A 20527-nucleotide genomic window follows, 5' to 3' on the forward strand; every position below is an offset into this window, starting at 1 on the left:
TTTAGTGTGTTTTGATAACATTTTTATCCCCCACAAAAGCTTTATTCCTTTCTATTATACAAAAAAAGCTTGTAGACTTGGTCTAATTCTTAGACTTTGTCTACAAGCTGAAAGCTGCCACAAAGGCAGCTTTCACATGAACATTAATTTTGCTCTTCAAAATTTATTTGAACATTTCGCTGCGGGGCGAATGTTGAAATGGCATGTTTATATACCAGTTGCTGTTTACCTTCTGTTTCAAAAAGGACGGTAAAATTATCAAACCCCTTTACCTGACCGCGAATCTGGAAGCCATTTAAAAGGAATACCGTTACGAGTGAACCGTCTTTTCGCAATTGATTTAGGAATTGATCTTGGATATTAATGGATTGTTTCATGGTTAGTCCTCCTCTTCTATCTCTACATTACTTATTCGACTTTAATTGAAGCTTTCCTGCAATAAATTCTGAAATGTCCTCAATATTTTTGCTGTGCAAACTTTCTTCTGTCATATCGTACCAGGCAACATCCATTTTATTTCGGAACCAGGTAAGCTGACGCTTGGCGTACCTTCTGGAGTTTTGCTTAAGGTTCTCTATGGCCGTTTCCAGACTGATGGTACCTTCGAAATAGTCATAAAGTTCTTTATATCCTATCGCCTGTACAGATTGAACGTTTCTCAGGCCACCATCATATAACGCTCTCACTTCTTCCAAAAGTCCTTCTTGTATCATCAGGTCTACCCGAAGATTGATTCTCTCATACAGTTTTTCCCGATCCATGGTTAAACCAATTAACGCCACATCATACTGAAGCTCGTCAGTTTGGGAGCTTTGATACTCACTCATCGTCTTACCGGTACAATGGAAAATCTCCAATGCACGGATCACACGCCTCGTATTATTAGGATGAATGTTCCCGGCTGAAACCGGGTCCACCTTAACCAGCTTATGATGAAGCCGATCAGCTCCATGCTTTTCAAGCTCTGCTTCTAACTTTGCACGATAATGTTCATCGCCGGGTGTTTCTGTGAATTGATAATCATATAGGACTGACTGAATGTAAAGGCCCGTACCACCCACAATCAAAGGTGTTTTCCCCCGTGCATGAATGTCGGATATTTTCTTTCTTACAAGATTTTGAAACTCCGCCACTGAAAAAGAGTCTTCAGGTTTTTTTATATCGATCAAGTGGTGGGGTACGCCTTCCATCTCTTCTTTCCTGATTTTTGCAGTTCCGATGTCCATCCCCTTATATATTTGCATGGAGTCCCCACTAATGACTTCTCCATCAAATCGTTTTGCAAGGGTTATGCTTGTACTGGTTTTCCCTACAGCAGTCGGACCAATAAGGACAATCACTTTCTCTTTATTCATTCTTGTCATACGTTCACTGCTTTCTATGTAACTGTTTCTTTACATATTATCGTACCATAATAATAGAAGGTTTGAAATCACATCTTGTCAGTATTTCCATTTCCCCCGGTCTTATTCAAAAAACAATTTGCCATGAAGTGAATGTACCCTTTTCTTACCATAACAAAACGTTCTGATTGTACCGAGGAAGATAAGAGACTGGGACATATCTAATCCATCTTCTCTAAAGACGAACAAAAAAAATCAGGTAGGATCCCTTGTTACACCGCTTTTGATTTCCATGCAAGACTTCGCTTTCCTCGGGCGGAAGGCAAGCCTCCTCACAGCTTTCGCTCCTGCGGGGTCTTACCTATTCCGCTTTTCCCGTAGGAGTCTTCGTCTTGCACTCCAATCAAAAGCTAGATCCTGCTCTCTACAGTGTATAAACTTTAGCAAAAATTTTAAAAGTCCCGTTTCAAAATGGTTGTTATTCATACAAAGACTTTATAGCTCTCGGATGTTTTGATCATTCGGAGCAAAATGAGTCATTTACATCAGGTAAGTAAAAGTATTTATATAAGTAACGGTAATTCATCATTGGAACTTTATATTGGTTTATGCAATGGGTCTCTTCAATGTTGCAGTGAAACACTTACGCTTGGAAAGTTGATTGGAGCGGAAGTTGCTCGACTCCTGCGGGAAACGCTGGACAGGTGAGACCCCGCAGGGCTTTAGCCCGAGGAGGCTCACCGCCAGCCCCGCGGAAAGCGAGCAACTGGAGCGGAAATCAACCACTACTCACTACATCCAAAACCACCTGTATTTACGTATACAGCTAAATGATAAATCCGAACGATTTCGAATGATCGTTCGGATTTTCTTTTAACAAAACTCTTTTGTCTCAACCTCTTAGACTTGTTATGGTTTTAGTATCAATTGATCTCCTTTCGAGCCTGCAAGTGAGGTTTTATGATAATCTCCATTTACCCAGGCGTCAATTTGATCTTGATACCATTCACTCTTGTAATGACCCGCCTGTCCCGGGCCGACGATATGATAGCCGTTCTCCATGTCGGAAGTATCGATCGCGAACCTCCATGAAGCACCGTGATTCACGATACCTTCTTCATTATAACTTGCAGCCTCCACTGTTACCCTGCTTCCTCCCACGGGTACAGGCTCTCTGGCATTCAAGAACTTTTTTAAGATTGGTGAAGCACTTGATAATGGATGCTCAAAATACACTCTATGATACATCCCCCACTCCCATTCATCCATGGAAGATCCATATGCTTCCTCAAGCTCACTCAGTGCACTTATAAGGGATTTCGCCAAGAATGAATCGTATCCTTCTTGATCTGCAAACCACTCAGACTCCTCTCCATTATGAGCTTTTCGGATGAGTTCATCGACAACACTTTGACGCCCTTCAAAGAGCTTCATCATATCGTCTGGTACGTCCTTTTCAAATAGCCCTGTTGATATTTCGTTCATCCACTGATGAAAAATCAGGGGGGCCGCTAAGTTTTTATTATCAAGATAGTTCCATGATTTCAGGATCTCAATGGCTTTTGTTTGCTCATCGGTCAATGACCCGGTCTCCAAATCCTCCGTAATGATAGGTACAAATTCACGTGCGTGCAAATTCTTCTGATCCATTTGCAATGCTTTCATATCAGAAATCGTAAGTTCATTCTTTCCTTCTAAGTATTCAGAAATTCTCATATATCGATACGGTTGTGCCCAGTGATGACTGATATGGTAAGGATAATCTTCACCCACTACTTTATTATTCGCAGTTGCCACAAAGCCTGATTCAGGATTGATCACTTTCGGAAGTTCGTCAAAAGGAATGAATCCCTGCCAATCATAATCAGGATCCCATCCCGGAACAGGCAATAATCCATCCCCTTTCTTCCTGATAGGAATCTTTCCATTTGCCTTGTATGCAATCGTGCCATCTTTAGAAGCAAATACGAAATTCTGTGTAGGAACATGAAAGTCCTCCAGGGCTTCTTCGAATTCATCCCAATTCTTCGCTTTGTTGATATTGATGATGGCGGAGAGCTCAAGACTCGGATCCAATGCGGTCCATCTCATGGCCATCACTTCTTTTGCCTCATCTTGATGAGCAAACTCTGAAATCACCGGCCCATGTCTCGTAATAGTGACCTTATAAGGTATGGTCTCACTATCTTTGACTTTAATCGGTTCTTGTACAATGGTTGCCTTTTCCCATTTCCCGTCATACAAAAACAGATCTGGATCTTCCTCGCTGCGCTTTTCAATATACAAGTCCTGTACATCTGGACCCGTGTTGGTGACCCCCCATGCAATCTGTTCATTATGACCCAGGATAATTCCGGGAATTCCGGCAAAGATCACTCCACTTACATTGACTTCAGGTGATTCGAGCTGCATTTGATACCATATGGAAGGTGTCCCCAGTGATAAATGTGGATCGTCTGCCAGTAAAGGCTTTCCGCTTTTGGTCTTATCTCCGCTGAGAACCCAGTTATTGCTTCCGTTAAATTCCGGCGGTATGACTGCTGCAGCAAATGATTGCTTGAAATCAATCTGTGGTTCTCCTATATATGAGAGAATGGTAGGCGCATCTTTCGGATAAGTCGGAAACAGGTCATAAGCCTTCTCCTTCGATAGATTATCCAATGCCCAATACCTGAAGGCCTGGCCCTGCCAATGTCCCCCCAAGTCGAAAGCCATGTATTTCCCGATGGTCAAAGAATCAATCGGTGTCCATTTCTCAGGTTTATAACCTAATAGAGTGAATTCAATAGGAAGACTTCCCCCGTCTATCGCTTCTTCCATATAGGCATTGACTCCCTCTGCATACCACTCCAGAAGCTGCTTTGCTTCATCCGGATAGGCGGTGAAGGATACCTCCGCTGCCCTCCTTAAACCAAATGTACGGAAGAACTTGTCCCTATCCACCGCCTTCTCCCCAACAACTTCACTCAATCTTCCCGATGCCTGGCGCCGGCTTAGATCCATTTGGAACAAACGATCCTGCGCTTGAACATATCCTTGTGCCATATAAAGATCTTTTTCATTTTGAGCCTGAATATGAGGCACGCCATCTTCATCTCTAATGATTTTAACTTCATTCGATAATCCCTTCAGTGTAATGGTGCCGGATGTCACGGGAAGCGACCTGTCAATATAATAATTTGCAAAGATCAATAGCCCGAGGAGGATAAATAATATACTTCCTGCGGTCCACAGCGTTATTTTTAGATGTATATTTTTTCTCTGCTTTCGAAGCTCAATTCCTCCATTCATTCCATTTCCCCCTGAGTTATACATAGAATTTTCAGAAAATAAACCTAACTCTATAATTAGCCCTTTAAGAGAGTAAATCCTTCTCTTATGAAGGAGAATTTTATCATGAAGGTACTGTCATGCATCTAGTCAACCGACATGGGAACAGATCGTTTCGATTTAGACCCACATATGATAATGACGAGTCCACTAATCAAAAAGAATAGGGAACAAGCATAGAATAGAAAATGGATTGTGAAATATTCCAAGATGAACCCTGTACCCATCACAGCAATACTTGAAAATAGAGCTGTCCAAAAATGATATTGTCCAATGCTCTTCCCTCTAGAAGCATGCTCGGTCATGTCACTGATCACCACTTTCTCTGACGTCTTTTGCAATGCGCCCAACATTCCAAGTAATACCTGAATCATATATACTTCTTGAATTGAACCTGTAGAGGGGATGAGCAGAAAGAGGAAGCTCATTCCTATACTGTAAAAGATGAGAAGGATCTGACCCCCAATTAAGTCCGACAGCCTTCCAATAAAGCGATGGAAGATGGCTCCGCTTAACGTAAACAATCCATAAGCAAATCCAAAACTCGAAAAGTCACTTCCGATATTTTCAATAAAAAGTAAATAAAATGGGAAAGACACACTCGCAGCTACCATTGCAAAACTTTGAGAAACAATTAACCATCTCATTTTCCATACACCTCATAAAATATATTCACAAACCTTTCATCAGGATCAAACTGCCGCTTATTTTGGAAGAATTGCTCCGCTTTTGGGTAAGCTTGGTGTAGTTGTTCGTCTGTGGGATATTGGTAATAAGGAAGATAATAGCTTCCCCGATGTTCAATGGTGATGTCAACCATACCGCGAATGGTCTCTCCGGTCTGCTTTCTTTCCTCTTCCCCCAATCCCTGATTAATTAATAGGACTAGAGCAAACATATCTTCTTTTGCATAAGATAAAACTGCTTCTTCACTCTGATTCACATACCTCACTGTGATGTTCATAAGATTAATGTCCTCATCAGCCAAGTACTCTCGTAAATCATCGATATATTCTTCATACTCATCAACTGGAACAAAATATTCTTGTAAAATATCTGTGTCGTTTTCACCTTTGTATTCTAAAAACTTTGATTCTGAACGCATCACATTATTTCGGGTTTCCAAATTACCATCGCTTTTCACAAAGAATGATTTCTGCATATCCCAAAAGAGGTTTTTCCCCCAATCAAAATCTCTAGAAAGTCCGAGCGAGAATTTTGTTAAACCAGTAAATTCATCTTTTTTCAGAGTATTATAATCAATATACTTCTCCTGATCGTCACTAACCCTGTAATTAGTCACATACATATCTTGTAGAAATGTATCCGGAGCAGTTGACAATCGAGTTAAATGCATTCTTACATTTTCATCTTTTAAAACGGTTTGATTAAAATAATCTTCATAGTCTTCAACGGTCAACTCCTCGGTTTCCAATGTCAAAAGCTCATCAGATGTGAGTTGTAGCTCCACGTCCAAGATTACACCGAACAACCCATATCCCCCTATGACTAACGGAAAAAGCTCTTCATTTTCATTTCTTGAAACGGTGATGATCTCACCATCAGGCTTTAAAAGACGGAACCAATTCACCGTTTCAATTAACGAACCATTTCTTATATCCCTTCCATGAGCATTTACGGATAATGATCCGCCTATTGTGAATATATTTTGCGATTGCATCACTTTCACTGAAAGTCCATAAGGATTTATCGCTTTTTGTATATCATCCCAAGTTGCTCCACTCTGCATATGAACAGTTTTACCAGATGGATCCACATTAAGCACTTCGTTGAAACTTGTCATATCTATGACCATCCCATCTGGGTAATATGTGTGCCCTCCTTGACTGTGTCTCTTACCCGCAATCGATACTCTGAGATTTTCTTCTCTTGCTTTAGAAAGCGCGTCTACTATACCTTTTTCTTGACTACCTTTAACAATTTTATCAATTTTTGTTGGCATTAATCGGCTTACATCCGTAATGATGTTTTTTGAGTCTCTTTCATTCAATTCCCATTGGAATATCAGTATATATGATAATACAATAGGGGCAACAAACATCCATCCCCTGAGCTTACCCTTCACAAGTGCAATCAATTTATCAACACTCCCTTTACTCTTTTAGTGTAATTTTACACCAAAAGAACGATTATTCAATATATATTTTCCAAAAATAAAAAGCCTTTGATTGACTTAATCAAAAGCTTTTCATCCCTCACCTTGCTTTCGCAATGATTCCATTATGAACTTTGATATAACCGTGCTGTAAAATATCCGCCCCATTTTCATATAAATATAGACCCATTTGTTCGACGGTCATCAGTTCCCTGTACGTGTGGTTCATCACATCCGCCATCACTTCGTAGTAGACTTTGGATTTAAGTTGAGCCCTTGGTGTAGTCAGGACCATGTATCCATTCGGCTTCAAGAATTTCCGATGCCACTCTATCACTTCCGGCTTATAATCATCGGGAAAATGTTCTAATAGTCCAACACTCAAAACGATGTCAAACTCCTTTCCGAACGATAAGTCCCTGATATCCGCGACGATGTATGTTGTCTTAAAGTCACCCTTATAATACGTTTTGAATCCACCTGTGGAGGGATTTGGTCCGAGGAACGGGTACGTATCCGGAAATTCCTGATACCGGGTATCACGACAAAACGAATCATAGTCGACCATCACGATTTCACTGCCGGGATAAAGGGCTGAGAGCTGCATGGCTTCATATCCTTCAGCTGCCCCTAAAAATAATATTTTCGGCTTAACGACGTCAAGTCCGCTGAATAAGGCTCTCTTCCCCCTGGGATCCCACACACCATCCTGAATTCTGTGCACATAATTCCAGAGATGCAGCCTAAGATGATCCCCTAATGCTTCCGTGGATTTTTTTACATTCAATTTCAAAGCATTCCTGACGATGCGACTTCTGCTTTCCTTCGTTTCTGCAGGTACGTCTTTCACAAACCATTCGTGGAAAGAGCGATTAAACATTTCCCAAGACGTATGGACGGGTAGTGATTTTCCGTTTTCTTTTTCCCAATCCTTTTTTTCTTTAGCAAAGGACCTCACCTCATAAGGCCGACCAACGTCCTTCCAAGTTAACGTGGACCAATCCCTGACCCCCTTCAACCTTACAAATTTATTATATTCTTTTTCAGAAAACTGCCGTTTATCCACTCGATATGATGCTGTTAAATATGTTTCTTCCTGAACGGATTCATTGTGTAAAGACGTTTCAACTTCAATCATGCTCATCCCCCCTCATCAAAAAAGCGCTTACATCCTTTCTATATACATTAAAGAAAAGAAGTGAAAATCCTCTTTTAATATGAAATACACCTAGTTACCATAATGTTATTATCGGAAATCTCTCTCGTGAACTTCTCTTCGTTTATCCCTATGGAGATTGTGGGTAAAAGGTAGTTAGGAGGTGAGAGTCATGTCTTTTGATTATGATCTTGATTTTGATTCCATAGATTTTCGTAAATTTCCTGAAAAATACCGAGTAGGCCGCGGGGAACAAGGCGTTTTACTTGTAGAGCCCTATAAAAGTGAAATCCTTCCCGAGTGGCGTTTTAAAACACCGGAAATTGCAGAAGAGTCCTCAAATACCATTTACCGCATGTTTCTTCAATATAAGGAGGATAATGATTTTGTGGGAATGGATATGGGAAGGAAATTCCTTCAGATGGGCTATACGAGGGCTAGAAGGTACGCCAATTACCCTGGGGGAAAAAAGTATGATAAGAATGGGGATACCAATGATCGAAAGATAGATGAACAGAAAGCTGAATCAGCTGCCATTTTTGAAGGGAAATGGAAATTGGCGAGAGAAGATGAGGACTATCTGAAAAGGAAAAAAGAACATCAGAACAAATATGGATGAATGGGGATGAACCTTATAAAGGCTCATCCCCATTCATTCCATTACATAATCCGTTTAAACATTTTTTCCATTTCATAGGTGGAATAATGAATGATAATCGGTCGACCGTGAGGACAGGTGAATGGATCGCTGGTTCTCCTTAATTCATCCAGCAGCGCCTGCATATCCTCATTCCTCAAATGATGATTTGCTTTGATAGATCCTTTGCAACTCATCATGATGGCTGCTTCTTCCCTGAGCTTTTTAATATCGACCTTGTTCATTTTGATGATCTGCTCAATCATGTCTTCGATGGTTTGCTGCTCTTCCCCTTTAGGAAACCACTGTGGATGGGCACGTACGATGAAACTGTTGTATCCGAAATCCTCAAGGAAAACCCCTACTTCTTCAAGGAGAGAACGAGATTCATTGATCTTAATATACTCATCCGTGGAGAATTCAAGTGTAAGGGGAACGAGGAGTTCCTGAAGCTCTTTCGCGACCTGCCCCACTTTCTCTCTATAAAACTCATACTTTATCCGTTCCTGAGCTGCATGCTGATCGATGATATAAAGACCACGTTCATTTTGGGCGAAAATATACGTGCCATGCATTTGCCCGACAAGATAAAGAGTGGGAACCCTGGGTGTTTCCTTTTCCTCGTCGCTTTCTTGTATAGGTTGTTCCCGGGCTTCTTCTTCCTCGATAGGGTACCGTTGAAAAGGTTCTTCATTAGAAACGATACTTGTGGCATCCGTATCAATGCCAGGTGGTTGCGGCTCGTACAGCTTCACCATTTCTTCTTTAGGCAGCAAAGGCTCACGGACGGAGTCACTGTTACCATATCTACCTTCTTGTCGCTTAGCGGCGTGATCGAGATTCATGTATGTCTGCTCCGACTTCGGCTGAGCCAGTTTAGGTGAGAGGGATCCTGATGGAATCAGTTCCTTTCCTTTAAACACCCTCTTGATCCCTTCCGTCACCAACGCATTGAGCTCTGCTTCCTTACTGATGCGGACCTCCATTTTGGACGGATGCACATTCACATCCACCAGAATCGGGTCCATCTCGATACTAAGGAGCACGATGGGATGTCGTCCGATGGGGAGGAGTGTGTGATATCCTTCCCCGATCGCTTTCGCCAGTGCATAATTCTTTATGAATCTCCCGTTGATCATCGTCGAAATGTAATTCCTTGATGCCCGCGTGACCTCAGGAAGGGAAATGAATCCTTTTACTTTAAAATCAAGGGACTCTACTTCGATTGGTACCATTTTCTTCGCTATCCCGACTCCGTATATCGCGGCAAGGACCTGCCGGACATCCCCATTACCATTGGTGTGCAAAAGCGATTTGCCGTTATGGAGAAGTTTGATCGAGATAAAAGGATGGGCAAGGGCGATCCGGTTCACTACATCCGTTATGTTCCCAAGCTCCGTATGAATGGTTTTCATGTATTTTAACCGTGCAGGTGTATTGAAGAATAGTTGTGAAACTGTGATATCGGTTCCTTTTCTGGACGACGTGCTTTCGATCGAATGTACTTTTCCACCTTGGAGTTCAATACTTGTACCCGGACCTTCGCCAGTACTCGTATTTAATGTAAAATAAGAAACGGAAGCGATACTTGGAAGGGCTTCTCCCCTGAATCCCAACGTCCGGATCCGGAATAGGTCATTTTCGTCTTTGATCTTACTCGTTGCATGCCGCTTAAAGGCTGTTTGGACATCTTCCTTCTCAATTCCGTCACCATTATCGATGATGCGTATGGATTGTAAACCTGCTTCCTCGATATGGATTTCAATGACGGTCCCACCGGCATCGATGCTATTTTCAAGGAGTTCCTTCACCACAGAAGCCGGTCGTTCCACCACTTCCCCTGCTGCGATTTTATTAGAAAGGGAATCATCAAGCTGAAATATTTTCACCACAGTTCCACCTCCTTATTGCTTTAACTTTTTTTGGATCCCGTATAGCGTATTCATAGCATCCAATGGCGTCATTTCAAGGATATCCAATTTTTTTAATTCCTCTATGCATTTCTTTTCTTTGGAATTCAGCTTTTCTTTCTTTTCCGATTTTTCAGCGTCAAAAAAGGATAGCTGGGCCAAATCTTCTCCACGTGTTTCCCGCTTTTCAACAAACGACTCTCTTGAAGCGGCTACTTCATGGGAAGATGAAGGTTCTTCCTTCCGTTCGAGCTCAAGAAGAATTTCATTCGCTCTCTGAATGAGGACTTGTGGCAGTTCAGCGAGTTCTGCAACATGTATTCCATAACTTTTGTCTGCCGCACCCTCTTTGATTTTATGAAGAAAAACAAGTTTGCCATTTTGCTCCATCGCACTTACATGAACATTTTTCACTTTGGCCAACTCTTCCTCAAGAACGGTTAATTCATGGTAGTGAGTGGAGAATAAGGTTTTAGCCCCGATATGTTCATGGATGTATTCAATGATTGCTTGTGCCAGTGCCATCCCGTCATAAGTGGAGGTGCCCCGTCCAATTTCATCGAACAGAATCAGACTTTGTTGAGTCGCGTGAATGAGGGCATTTTTCGCCTCAAGCATTTCTACCATGAATGTACTCTGACCGGAGATCAAATCATCCGCTGCTCCAATGCGGGTGAATACCTGATCAAATACAGGAAGGTTTGCCTCGCTTGCAGGTACATAACACCCGATCTGGGCCAGGATGCTCGTTAGCGCCACCTGTCTCATATAGGTGCTTTTACCCGACATATTTGGTCCGGTGATGAGAAAGACTTCTCTTTCCGGATCCATATAGCAGTCATTCGGAACATACTCCTGGGCACCCATCACCTTTTCCACCACGGGATGCCGTCCATCTTTCAACATGATCCTTCTTTCGTCATTGAAGACAGGGCGGGTGTAATGGCGTTTCTCGCTGACTGTAGCGAAGCACTGTAGAACGTCCAGTTCACTGACAAGTTTCGCCAGTTTTTGCAGGCGCGGGATGAATTCCTTTACCCTTTCACGTATCCCAATGAACAATTCATATTCTAAATCCACACTCTTTTCATCAGCCTGAAGGATCAGGGATTCTTTCTCTTTCAATTCCGGGGTGATGAACCGCTCCGCATTGGTTAAAGTCTGCTTCCGTTCATAGCGCCCTTCTTCCAAGTGCTGCAGATTCGCTCTCGTTACTTCGATGTAATAACCAAATACCCTGTTGAATCCTACTTTAAGTGACCTTATTCCAGTCCTTTCCCTTTCGTCGCGTTCAAGCTTCGCGATCCACGATTTACCATTTTTGCTTGCATCACGATATTGATCCAGTTCTTCATGATACCCATCCTGAATCAAACTTCCTTCTTTTATAGACAATGGAGGATTTTCGATCAATGCCTTTTCGAGAAGATCCGTCAACTCTTCACAAGGGTCGAGCCTGGCGACAAGCTCATCGGTTGCATCATTCTCCAGCGATTGGATCAATTGCTTTAACACGGGGACCTGTTGCAGGGATTTTTTCAACTGAATCAAATCACGTCCGTTTACATTTCCGAAAGCAACGCGGCCAGCCAGTCTCTCGAGGTCATACACTTCTTTCAGTCTCTCTCTCAGATCCTGCCTTTCAAAGAAGCGTTCCAATAACACATCCACCACTGTCTGACGTTTTTCGATTTCCTGTTTATTTATGAGGGGACGATCGATCCATTGCTTCAAAAGTCGTGCACCCATCGCTGTCATCGTTTCATCCAGCAGCCAAAGAAGTGATCCTTTCTTTCCTTTGGAACGGATGGTTTCTGTCAGCTCCAGATTACGCTTCGAATAATAATCCATTTTCATAAATTGGTGGATCTGATACGTCTCCACGATTTGCAGGTGATCCAAACTCCTTTTCTGTGTTCGGAATAAATAATGGAACAGGAGAGAAGAAGCTTGAATGAGTTTCCCTTGCTTCAGTGGTTCCACCAGATGAGAGAAAGCGTGTCCAGGATTCGAGTCCTGCTCATACGATAACGTAACATCGGTTCTTTCTTTGATTCTCCCCTGAATTTCATCAGAAAGATCAGGATGGATGACCACTTCTTTCGCCCCAATGGTGGCTAATTCATTCATCAACGCCTGCAGTCCTTCTGAAACGACCGTCACCTTGGTTTCACCGGTTGTAAGGTCACTATAGGCAAGGCCATACGTATCATCATCAAAAGCGGTTACGGAAGCAATATAGTTATTTTCTTTGTCATTCAGACCTTTCCCATCCATCACCGTACCGGGTGTAATGAGCTGGACGACTTCCCTTCTCACGACCCCCTTGGCTTGCTTTGGATCTTCGGTCTGCTCGCATATCGCTACTTTAAATCCTTTATCGATGAGCTGCTCTATGTAATTAGGAGCAGAATGATAGGGTACACCGCACATGGGGATTCGTTCCTTTCCACCCCCATCACGGCTTGTTAAGGTTATCTCAAGTTCCTGCGATGCTTTAACAGCATCATCAAAGAACATTTCATAAAAATCGCCTAAACGAAAAAATAAAAAGGCATCCTGGTATTCTGCCTTTACTTGTAAGTATTGTTTTATCATTGGAGTATATTGTGTCATGGTTTCATTCAAACCTTTCCAAGTAAATCTGCTATTCTCGACTATTCATTATATCATATAGATCAGGGTTGAAGCATGTAGTAGATTGAGGAAGCCCATGATGTAATGCCCTGTAATCAAAAAAAATCCGCTTCCCATTTTCAGGAGCGAACTTTCAGTTTATTTATTCAGCATGCTTGGCGATACTTGTGTCATCTTGTAAACAAGCGGACTTCGCTTTTGGTTTATACACGAATTTATATAGCAGGTATCCAATAAGGATTACTGCCCCTCCGATAAGAAGATAGGTCTGAATATGACTCATCATGGATTGAACGGATTTCAAATTACCATTTTTCCCGACTATTAACATCGTGAGGGTGATCGGGAATATTCCTATAAAGGTTAATCCACCAAACTTCCACTTATTCACTTTACTGATGCCTGCAACATATGAGACATAATTACCGATGCCGAGGGGTCTCGTAATCGCTATACTCCACAATCCGCATTTGCGAAACCACTTCTGACCCTTTTCAATTTTCTTGGAACTGGTTTTTTCCTTGATCTTGTCCTTCAGCTTGAATCCAATACCATAAGGGATGAAACTAAAAATGGTATAGATGGCACTGCTGGTGAGTGCTAATATTAAAAGCTTCATCGGGGATGGATCCAATACGTACCCATAAGTCAGCGTCACAAGGGCGCCTGGAAAAGGCAATGAGGATGCTTCAATGGCATTTCCGGCGAATAGCCCCCACATTCCCAACTCCTTAATTAATTTCATGACAAACTCCAACATCGGACTTTCCCTCCACGATTCATTTATATACCCTTTTCCCTCTTTCACCTAATGAAAACTCATATAAAGGATAAGATTTCATCCACTGTAGGGAATTAATGTTAGCTAGTTGGTAAATTAATGAATTTCATCAGTGAATGTTGGACCATCTATTTTCCACTGATCTTCCAATGAATCCCTGTGTAAATAAAGAACAGCATCCTTTTCCCCCTGTGAATGATCAGACCTGATCCATTTCACCTTGAATTGTACTTTCAATGCCACAAGAGCAGGCAAATCCTCAACTGGAAGTATGGATCTTTGGGTAATCCGGAAATGTTCCACTGAAGCAAGTGTTTTTTTTATTGAACGTTTGTTTCCAGTCATTATTTGGGAAAGAAGCCCTTCATCCTGCTGATTAATGGCGATCTCAAGTACACTGATCAATTCATATGGATCCATACGGTACAGGAAACTGTCCAGTTCCCCACCTGCTTTCAATATCATGACTTTATGGGCTAAGTCTGGAGTGGGTGTCTTATGCGTCGTACTTCCGTAGAAATGGACACAGAAATGCCCTGAAAAATTATTTTGGAGTGCTCCGGCACCATGAGGCATTCCATTCATGGAAGCAGAGATGAGCTGGTCATGAACCAATACCAGAATCGCACGACGATCCCAACTCCACTTCCCTCCGTAAATGGCTTTCATTATTTTCGTGTCTTGTTCTGTGACCGGCTGCACATCGGCATGCTTGCTTCCTGCCCTTCTCTGCACCTTGAAAGACAATCCGGTATCTATATCAATAATCGTAAAATAAGAGTGGTTTGGAATTATTTCCTTTACTTGTTCCCATGGAAGAATCTCAACTTGAAAACTCGGAAAGGCATCGGCCGATTTTGCTCCAAAGGCAAGGAGCATTGATAGGACGATTGTGAATCTCATCATAAAAAGCATGTACGAAACCTCATTTTTTCCCTTAGTTTTGGTCACCTTATTGCCGGTTCATTCGCTCAATTTTTGGAAATATCGGGTGGACATGAAACAGCTTACATATACGGATACTACCAATGAAAGGGAGGGTTCTTATGCTTTTGATTAAACTGACGGCGATAGGTCTGTTAGTGTTTCCGGCATCGGGAAATCATGATCACCTACATATCCAGTCACCAAATCATACACCCATTTCAGTTGACCGTCACTATCTGGAAGTGCCATTATTGGATGAACCATTAATGAATGAGAAACATTATGAAGGTTTTGTTTCACACGTTCAGAATATGGTCTACACCCCTCCACATAATGCCTATATTAACGAACATAACCGGATAATCACCGAAATGGCTGGATATAAGCTCCATGAAAGAAAATTTCGTGCTCTGGTCGATGGTTTCTTGTTTTCAAAGGGATCGGTAGTGATCGCCCCCCCTTTGTTGACGTTATATCCAAAGGTGGATAGTGAAATTCTCGCACACATACGAACACAAAAGATCGGGCAGTATGTTACGTTCTTTAATAAACATAATGAAGAGCGAACGCAAAATATTACCCTGGCAGCCAAAAAAATCAACAATACGGTGGTGTTTCCAGGGGAAGTATTCTCTTTTAATGGCGTGGTCGGAAAAAGAACGAAAGAAAAGGGTTATAAAAAAGCACCAGTCATTGTAAGAGGGGAACTTTCAGAGGATATCGGGGGTGGTATCTGCCAAGTATCATCGACCTTATATAATGCGGTCGATCAAGCGGGCGTAACCATATTGGAAAGGTATCATCACTCGAAACGAGTGCCATATGTCCCTGAGGGAAGGGATGCTACCGTGAGCTGGTACGGGCCCGATTTCACCTTTAAAAATGTTTATAATCAGCCTCTTCTCATTCGGGCAAAAATTTCAAATGGGCAAGTGATCATAACCGTCCATTCATCTGATCTTATCAATGTGAAAAAAAGAAAGGTCCCCAGTGCATCCCGGGAATTACCCCAGGAAAAACAAGTCGATCATTCCATACAAAATTAAAGGCATCTGCATTGGCAGACGCCTTTAACCTGATTATTTAAGGTGTTGTATCCCTTCAATGACAGTCGATACCAGTCGTTCCAGATCTTCTTCTTCGATGTTTAACGGAGGTGATATTGTCAGGACATTGTTGAATCCTGCCACAGTAGCACCGTTTTTTCCAATGATGACTCCATTCTGCTTACAATATCCTATGACTGCGTTAACTTTATCCAGTTCCAGTGGCTCTTTGGTATCCTTATGAGTCACCATCTCAATTCCGATCAATAGTCCCTTTCCTCTGACATCCCCTACATAGGGATGATCCTGGAGGTGATTTTTCAAGGAATTCAATGTTTTCTCCCCCAGGTCTTTTGACCGTTCAAAGAGTCTCTCGTTTTCCATGATTTCAATGTTCTTCAAAGCCAGCGCACAGGCTGCAGGATTTCCCCCGAATGTGTTGATATGACGGAAATAATCATATTCTTCAGATCCCTTAAAGGCTTCATAGATCTCACGCTTTACAGCAGTGGCCGACAACGGGAGATAAGCACTGGTGATCCCCTTGGCCATTGTGATGATATCAGGCTTCACGTCATAATTCATAAAGCCGAATGCCTTTCCGGTCCGTCCAAATCCACAAATCACTTCATCTACAATTAAGAGGGCACCATGCTTCACACACACTTCTTTGGCCGCCTTCATATAGCCATCCTGCGGCATGAGGATGCCTCCGCCTGTAATAATTGGCTCCATGATCAGGGCAGCGACTGTTTCACTTAGCTCCCATGTCATGGCCTGATCAATCGCCTTCACGCCTGGAAGGTCATGGGGATTTCCACCTGTCACTTCATCGCGGTATGCGTCGGGAGGAGCAACATGGTGAAATCCAGGCGCCAATGGTTCATACTTGAATTTACGCTGAGCCTGCCCTGTAGCAGCCAATGCCCCCATAGAATTACCGTGATATCCTCTATACCGGGAGAAAATTTTATATCTTCCGTGATCACCGTTTTGTTGATGATATTGTCTGGCGATCTTAAAGGCCGTTTCATTGGCTTCAGATCCACTGTTGGAAAAGAAAATCACATATTCATCACCAAGTAATTGATTTAACTTCTCTGCAAGTTCAATGGCCGGCTGATGGCTTTGGGTAAGAGGAAAGTAAGCCATTTTCTTGAGCTGCTCGTAAGCTGCCTCTGCTAACTCCTGTCGTCCATATCCAACATTTACACACCATAATCCTGCCATACCATCAAGATACTTCTGTCCATCCTGATCAGTTATCCACGATCCGTGAGATTCCGTCACAACCATCGTTCCCTCGGGATTATATGGTTTCATGGAGTGCCAAATGAGTTTCTCATCCTGCTTTAACCATACATCTTGAGAGTGACCTGCTTTTACCATGAAGATTCCCCCTAACCCTGATTAAAAATCAAATCGAGAAGTGATCATTTTCTTCCTAGTATAGAAATTTACTCCGTCCTTACCATTAACATGCATATCTCCATAGAAAGAGTCCTTCCACCCTGAGAACGGGAAGAATGCCATGGTCGCAGGAACCCCCACATTGATACCCAGCATCCCGGCGTCTGCTTCCTCCCTGAACTGGCGGACGGCGCCGGCGTCTTTCGTGTAGATCGTAGCCCCATTACCGTATCTTGACTGGCGGATGTAATCCAGTCCCCCGTCCAGATCTTCAGCTCTTAAAAGGCTGAGGATAGGTGCAAACATTTCTTCTTTTGCAATCGTCATTTCTGGTGTCACATGGTCAAAGATCGTTGCCCCCAAGAAGTTCCCTTCCTTGAAATCTTCCATCTCTTTACGGCCGTCCCTAATGAGTGACGCTCCTTCCTGTATGCCTTTTTCTATATAACCGAGAGTCTTCTCCCGATTTTCCTTTCGAATGACGGGAGTTAGCAGTACTTCCTCATCCATCCCGTCCCCTATACATAATTCGTCTGCCTTTTTATTTAAAGCCTTTACAAACTCTTCGTTGTCTCCAACCACCACTACTGCACTGCATGCCATGCATCTCTGTCCTGCACTGCCGAATGCTGAACTGATGATATGTTCAGCCGCTTTATTGAAATCCGCATCGGGCATGACAATATGATGGTTCTTTGCCCCTGATAGTGCCTGCACCCTTTTTCCTTGTGAGGCGGCTTGTTGATATACATATTTCGCAACAGGCTGGCTTCCGACAAATGATATCGCCGCAATGTCCTTGTTTTCCAGTAAGCCATTCACCACATCGTGGGCACCGTGCACCACGTTGAAGACCCCATCAGGCATTCCCGCTTCCGTTAACAGCTCTGCAAGTCTATTGGCTAAGATCGGGGTTCTTTCAGATGGCTTCAATACGAAAGTATTTCCACAGGCGATGGCAAGGGGGAACATCCATAACGGGACCATCATAGGGAAGTTGAACGGAGTAATCCCCCCTACAACACCCAGTGGATAGCGGAACATTTCGGAGTCGATATCTTCCGCTATCCCACTGAGCGTCTCTCCCATCATGAGGGTGGGTGCTCCGCAAGCGAATTCCACACATTCCAGTCCACGCTGTACTTCACCATACGCTTCTTTGAATGATTTTCCATTCTCCTGCACCACCAATCTGGCCAGTTCATCGTGATTGTCTGAAAGCAATGTATGATATTTATACAGAATTCGGGCACGTTTCGGCACCGGGGTCTTTTTCCATGTTTCTGAAGCAAGCTTCGCAGCTTTTACTGCCATTGCCACATCTTCTTTAGTAGAGATCGGCACCCTCGCAATCTCTTCATTTGTGGCTGGATTTAAGACTTCCAATGTTTGTGAGCTGAGGGAATCCACCCACTTACCCCCAATGAAATTTTTTAATACTGCTACATCTTTTTTTATTACAGTCATATTCAGTTCCTCCTTATTATTTTTTAAAAATATCCCCGAAGAAGTTCAGAACTTTCTGCATACTCGATAATTTCATTATGAAAGAAAACGTCAGGTCATTCATTAGACATTGTGTAACATAACCAGGGATTCCCGCTGGACACTATTTCTGAAAGCTGTCTTTAATGTACCTTTGTCTTCTTCAATAAACTTTGAGGCAGCAAATATTCATGAGCCGCCAATAGAAATTCGATGGTCACCCGTTTATCCGATCTCATAAAATCTTCACCAAGCATATCTTCTATTTTCTTCAGTCGATGATAGAGTGTTTGTCTCACAATAAATAATCTTTTGGAGGTTTCTTGCTTTGACCCCTGACAAGCCAGGAAAACTTTAAGTGTTTTCAATAAATCCCCATCGTGGTCCCTGTCGTATTTTATTAACGGGGAAAGAAATTCTTCTATCATTTCCCACATGTTTACATTCTCGTTGACGATTGAAATCAATCTGAATAAATGAAGGTCATCAAAGAAACAATAATGGTCTCCTCCATCGACTTTCGTTCGAAACGCAAGGGTATCCTTAGCAGTTTCATAGCTTCTATGAATATCCATCATCTCGAGCTGATATTTACCTGTGGCAAATACTGCACCTGACGACTTTCTGAAAAATCCTGATTTTAAAATCTTTTCATAAGCACTGATCAATCGTGCCTTCCAATCACCGGTTCTCCGGGTATCAAGGAGAATAAAGACTAAATCATGATCGATCCTTTCGGGCACCACTTTGAATCCATATTGTTCAAATATGCTTTTTGTTACTAGATTGAAGAAGGTTAAATCAAGCATTTCTTTATCAGCCAGTGTATTCGTCTTGCAAATACATACGACACCACCGTGGATCGATACGTTTAGTTCATCCATGAAAGCGGCAAGTCCATCGTATGATTGATCTCCTTTTAACCAGGACATGATCCATTTTGATTCTTCCAAGCGTTTTTGTTCATCAAAATACAATTCCCTCATCCAATATTGAGCAAGGGCGGTGGAAGTCCGGTCAAGTATCAGCAGCTCATATTCACTAAACGGATGATTGTACCGGCAGATGTAAAGCTCTGCATACTCCTGATCAAATAGGATGACCTTCGTTGAAGCAACGTGATGATCTTTACTGTCTTTGCTTTTATAGTAGTTTTGCAGGAAGAGCTCTTCTTCAGATGAACACATTAAGGGATGAACCTTAACATCTTGTTCTTTCAATTGAAAAAGTACCGGTACATTTAATTCTTTATGTAATACTTGAAGGATATCCCTGCAGTGCTTGACTGACAGCAGCAACTTATTCAGGTTCTGAGCATAGAAATCAAGTTTCTTGATCATCTCATATTGCTGATTGATGATTACGGCGTGTATATCCTGAGTGATACTGACAAACGGGACTTCTTTTTCAAAAACAATGATGGGGAAATCAAATTCATCCGCCCACTCCAATACAGCTGCCGGTATGGTAGAGATATTCGTATCAAGTTCGATACAAAGGGCCGCTGCACCACAAGCCCCCAACTGGTGAATCAGTGATAGGAAACTCCCTTCCTCCTTCAAGGCAAGACCAGTTGAAAGGATCAATTCATTCCCGTTAAGAAGATTTTTTATAGAAGTGACTTCGACAATGTGTACCCATTTTACTTGTCTGGAGAGACCTCTGTGTCCAGCTATCACCTTAGCGTGTTCAAAGTACTTTCTTTCCAGGATATCTTTCACTGAAAAATAGAAATGACTTTTCATCCTT

General features: G+C 42.4%; 15 protein-coding genes. 2 read left to right on the forward strand and 13 right to left on the reverse strand.

Annotation, left to right across the window (positions count from 1 at the left end):
- Positions 1–143: 143 nt before the first annotated feature.
- The 6 genes from hfq to V8G47_RS03990 form a co-directional block, all read right to left on the reverse strand.
- The gene (hfq, locus tag V8G47_RS03965; RefSeq protein ID WP_079534150.1) at positions 144–377 is read right to left on the reverse strand and encodes an RNA chaperone Hfq; all 234 of its coding nucleotides are present in this window, start codon (positions 375–377) and stop codon (positions 144–146) included.
- A 27-nt stretch (positions 378–404) separates the two neighbouring features.
- Positions 405–1364, reverse strand: a complete 960-nt coding sequence (miaA, locus tag V8G47_RS03970; protein ID WP_442970794.1) for a tRNA (adenosine(37)-N6)-dimethylallyltransferase MiaA — start codon at positions 1362–1364, stop codon at positions 405–407.
- Positions 1365–2252: 888 nt separating this feature from the next.
- Complete coding sequence (locus V8G47_RS03975; protein ID WP_442970795.1) at positions 2253–4634, reverse strand: penicillin acylase family protein; 2382 nt, start codon at positions 4632–4634, stop codon at positions 2253–2255.
- 125 nt (positions 4635–4759) lie between these two features.
- Positions 4760–5320, reverse strand: a complete 561-nt coding sequence (locus V8G47_RS03980) for an MFS transporter (RefSeq protein WP_336198974.1) — start codon at positions 5318–5320, stop codon at positions 4760–4762.
- On the reverse strand, positions 5317–6735 hold the full coding sequence (locus V8G47_RS03985) for an FAD-binding oxidoreductase (RefSeq protein ID WP_336199163.1): 1419 nt from the start codon (positions 6733–6735) through the stop codon (positions 5317–5319). Before V8G47_RS03985 ends, V8G47_RS03980 begins: the two co-directional genes overlap by 4 nt.
- Before the next feature lie 154 nt (positions 6736–6889).
- The gene (locus V8G47_RS03990; RefSeq protein ID WP_336198975.1) at positions 6890–7927 is read right to left on the reverse strand and encodes a methyltransferase domain-containing protein; all 1038 of its coding nucleotides are present in this window, start codon (positions 7925–7927) and stop codon (positions 6890–6892) included.
- A gap of 190 nt (positions 7928–8117) precedes the next feature.
- Between V8G47_RS03990 and V8G47_RS03995 the strand changes: the two genes are divergently transcribed.
- Positions 8118–8564: a DUF4385 domain-containing protein gene (locus tag V8G47_RS03995; protein WP_336198976.1), complete on the forward strand. Its 447-nt coding sequence runs from the start codon at positions 8118–8120 to the stop codon at positions 8562–8564.
- A 41-nt stretch (positions 8565–8605) separates the two neighbouring features.
- Here V8G47_RS03995 and mutL read toward each other — a convergent pair whose 3' ends face one another.
- The 4 genes from mutL to V8G47_RS04015 all read right to left on the reverse strand — a co-directional run bounded on the left by mutL (position 8606) and on the right by V8G47_RS04015 (position 14825).
- On the reverse strand, positions 8606–10474 hold the full coding sequence (mutL, locus tag V8G47_RS04000; RefSeq protein WP_336198977.1) for a DNA mismatch repair endonuclease MutL: 1869 nt from the start codon (positions 10472–10474) through the stop codon (positions 8606–8608).
- 12 nt (positions 10475–10486) lie between these two features.
- Entirely contained in the window at positions 10487–13108 is a 2622-nt protein-coding gene (gene mutS, locus V8G47_RS04005; protein ID WP_336198978.1) for a DNA mismatch repair protein MutS, read from the reverse strand.
- A 163-nt stretch (positions 13109–13271) separates the two neighbouring features.
- Positions 13272–13874 (reverse strand): DedA family protein, encoded by a 603-nt coding sequence (locus tag V8G47_RS04010; RefSeq protein WP_336198979.1) that lies wholly within the window; start codon positions 13872–13874, stop codon positions 13272–13274.
- A 132-nt stretch (positions 13875–14006) separates the two neighbouring features.
- Complete coding sequence (locus tag V8G47_RS04015; protein ID WP_336198980.1) at positions 14007–14825, reverse strand: hypothetical protein; 819 nt, start codon at positions 14823–14825, stop codon at positions 14007–14009.
- 131 nt (positions 14826–14956) lie between these two features.
- On the opposite strand from V8G47_RS04015, the gene V8G47_RS04020 reads away from it, so the two are divergent.
- Entirely contained in the window at positions 14957–15883 is a 927-nt protein-coding gene (locus V8G47_RS04020; RefSeq protein WP_336198981.1) for a VanW family protein, read from the forward strand.
- 33 nt (positions 15884–15916) lie between these two features.
- Here V8G47_RS04020 and V8G47_RS04025 read toward each other — a convergent pair whose 3' ends face one another.
- The 3 genes from V8G47_RS04025 to V8G47_RS04035 form a co-directional block, all read right to left on the reverse strand.
- Complete coding sequence (locus V8G47_RS04025) at positions 15917–17272, reverse strand: aspartate aminotransferase family protein (RefSeq protein ID WP_336198982.1); 1356 nt, start codon at positions 17270–17272, stop codon at positions 15917–15919.
- A gap of 21 nt (positions 17273–17293) precedes the next feature.
- The gene (locus V8G47_RS04030; RefSeq protein WP_261751070.1) at positions 17294–18760 is read right to left on the reverse strand and encodes a CoA-acylating methylmalonate-semialdehyde dehydrogenase; all 1467 of its coding nucleotides are present in this window, start codon (positions 18758–18760) and stop codon (positions 17294–17296) included.
- A 161-nt stretch (positions 18761–18921) separates the two neighbouring features.
- Positions 18922–20523, reverse strand: a complete 1602-nt coding sequence (locus V8G47_RS04035; protein WP_336198983.1) for a PucR family transcriptional regulator — start codon at positions 20521–20523, stop codon at positions 18922–18924.
- Positions 20524–20527: the final 4 nt, after the last annotated feature.

Origin of the sequence: Rossellomorea sp. LJF3 (assembly GCF_037046045.1) — a bacterium.
In the GTDB taxonomy this organism is placed as follows: Bacteria; Bacillota; Bacilli; order Bacillales; family Bacillaceae_B; genus Rossellomorea.

Bases quoted from the DNA above. Each gene is read 5' to 3' on its own strand.
- hfq (WP_079534150.1), bottom strand. From the start codon at position 377: ATGAAACAATCCATTAATATCCAAGATCAATTCCTAAATCAATTGCGA.
- miaA (WP_442970794.1), bottom strand. From the start codon at position 1,364: ATGACAAGAATGAATAAAGAGAAAGTGATTGTCCTTATTGGTCCGACT.
- V8G47_RS03975 (WP_442970795.1), bottom strand. From the start codon at position 4,634: ATGAATGGAGGAATTGAGCTTCGAAAGCAGAGAAAAAATATACATCTA.
- V8G47_RS03980 (WP_336198974.1), bottom strand. From the start codon at position 5,320: ATGAGATGGTTAATTGTTTCTCAAAGTTTTGCAATGGTAGCTGCGAGT.
- V8G47_RS03985 (WP_336199163.1), bottom strand. From the start codon at position 6,735: ATGTTTGTTGCCCCTATTGTATTATCATATATACTGATATTCCAATGG.
- V8G47_RS03990 (WP_336198975.1), bottom strand. From the start codon at position 7,927: ATGATTGAAGTTGAAACGTCTTTACACAATGAATCCGTTCAGGAAGAA.
- V8G47_RS03995 (WP_336198976.1), top strand. From the start codon at position 8,118: ATGTCTTTTGATTATGATCTTGATTTTGATTCCATAGATTTTCGTAAA.
- mutS (WP_336198978.1), bottom strand. From the start codon at position 13,108: ATGACACAATATACTCCAATGATAAAACAATACTTACAAGTAAAGGCA.
- V8G47_RS04010 (WP_336198979.1), bottom strand. From the start codon at position 13,874: ATGAAATTAATTAAGGAGTTGGGAATGTGGGGGCTATTCGCCGGAAAT.
- V8G47_RS04015 (WP_336198980.1), bottom strand. From the start codon at position 14,825: ATGCTTTTTATGATGAGATTCACAATCGTCCTATCAATGCTCCTTGCC.
- V8G47_RS04020 (WP_336198981.1), top strand. From the start codon at position 14,957: ATGCTTTTGATTAAACTGACGGCGATAGGTCTGTTAGTGTTTCCGGCA.
- V8G47_RS04025 (WP_336198982.1), bottom strand. From the start codon at position 17,272: ATGGTAAAAGCAGGTCACTCTCAAGATGTATGGTTAAAGCAGGATGAG.
- V8G47_RS04030 (WP_261751070.1), bottom strand. From the start codon at position 18,760: ATGACTGTAATAAAAAAAGATGTAGCAGTATTAAAAAATTTCATTGGG.
- V8G47_RS04035 (WP_336198983.1), bottom strand. From the start codon at position 20,523: ATGAAAAGTCATTTCTATTTTTCAGTGAAAGATATCCTGGAAAGAAAG.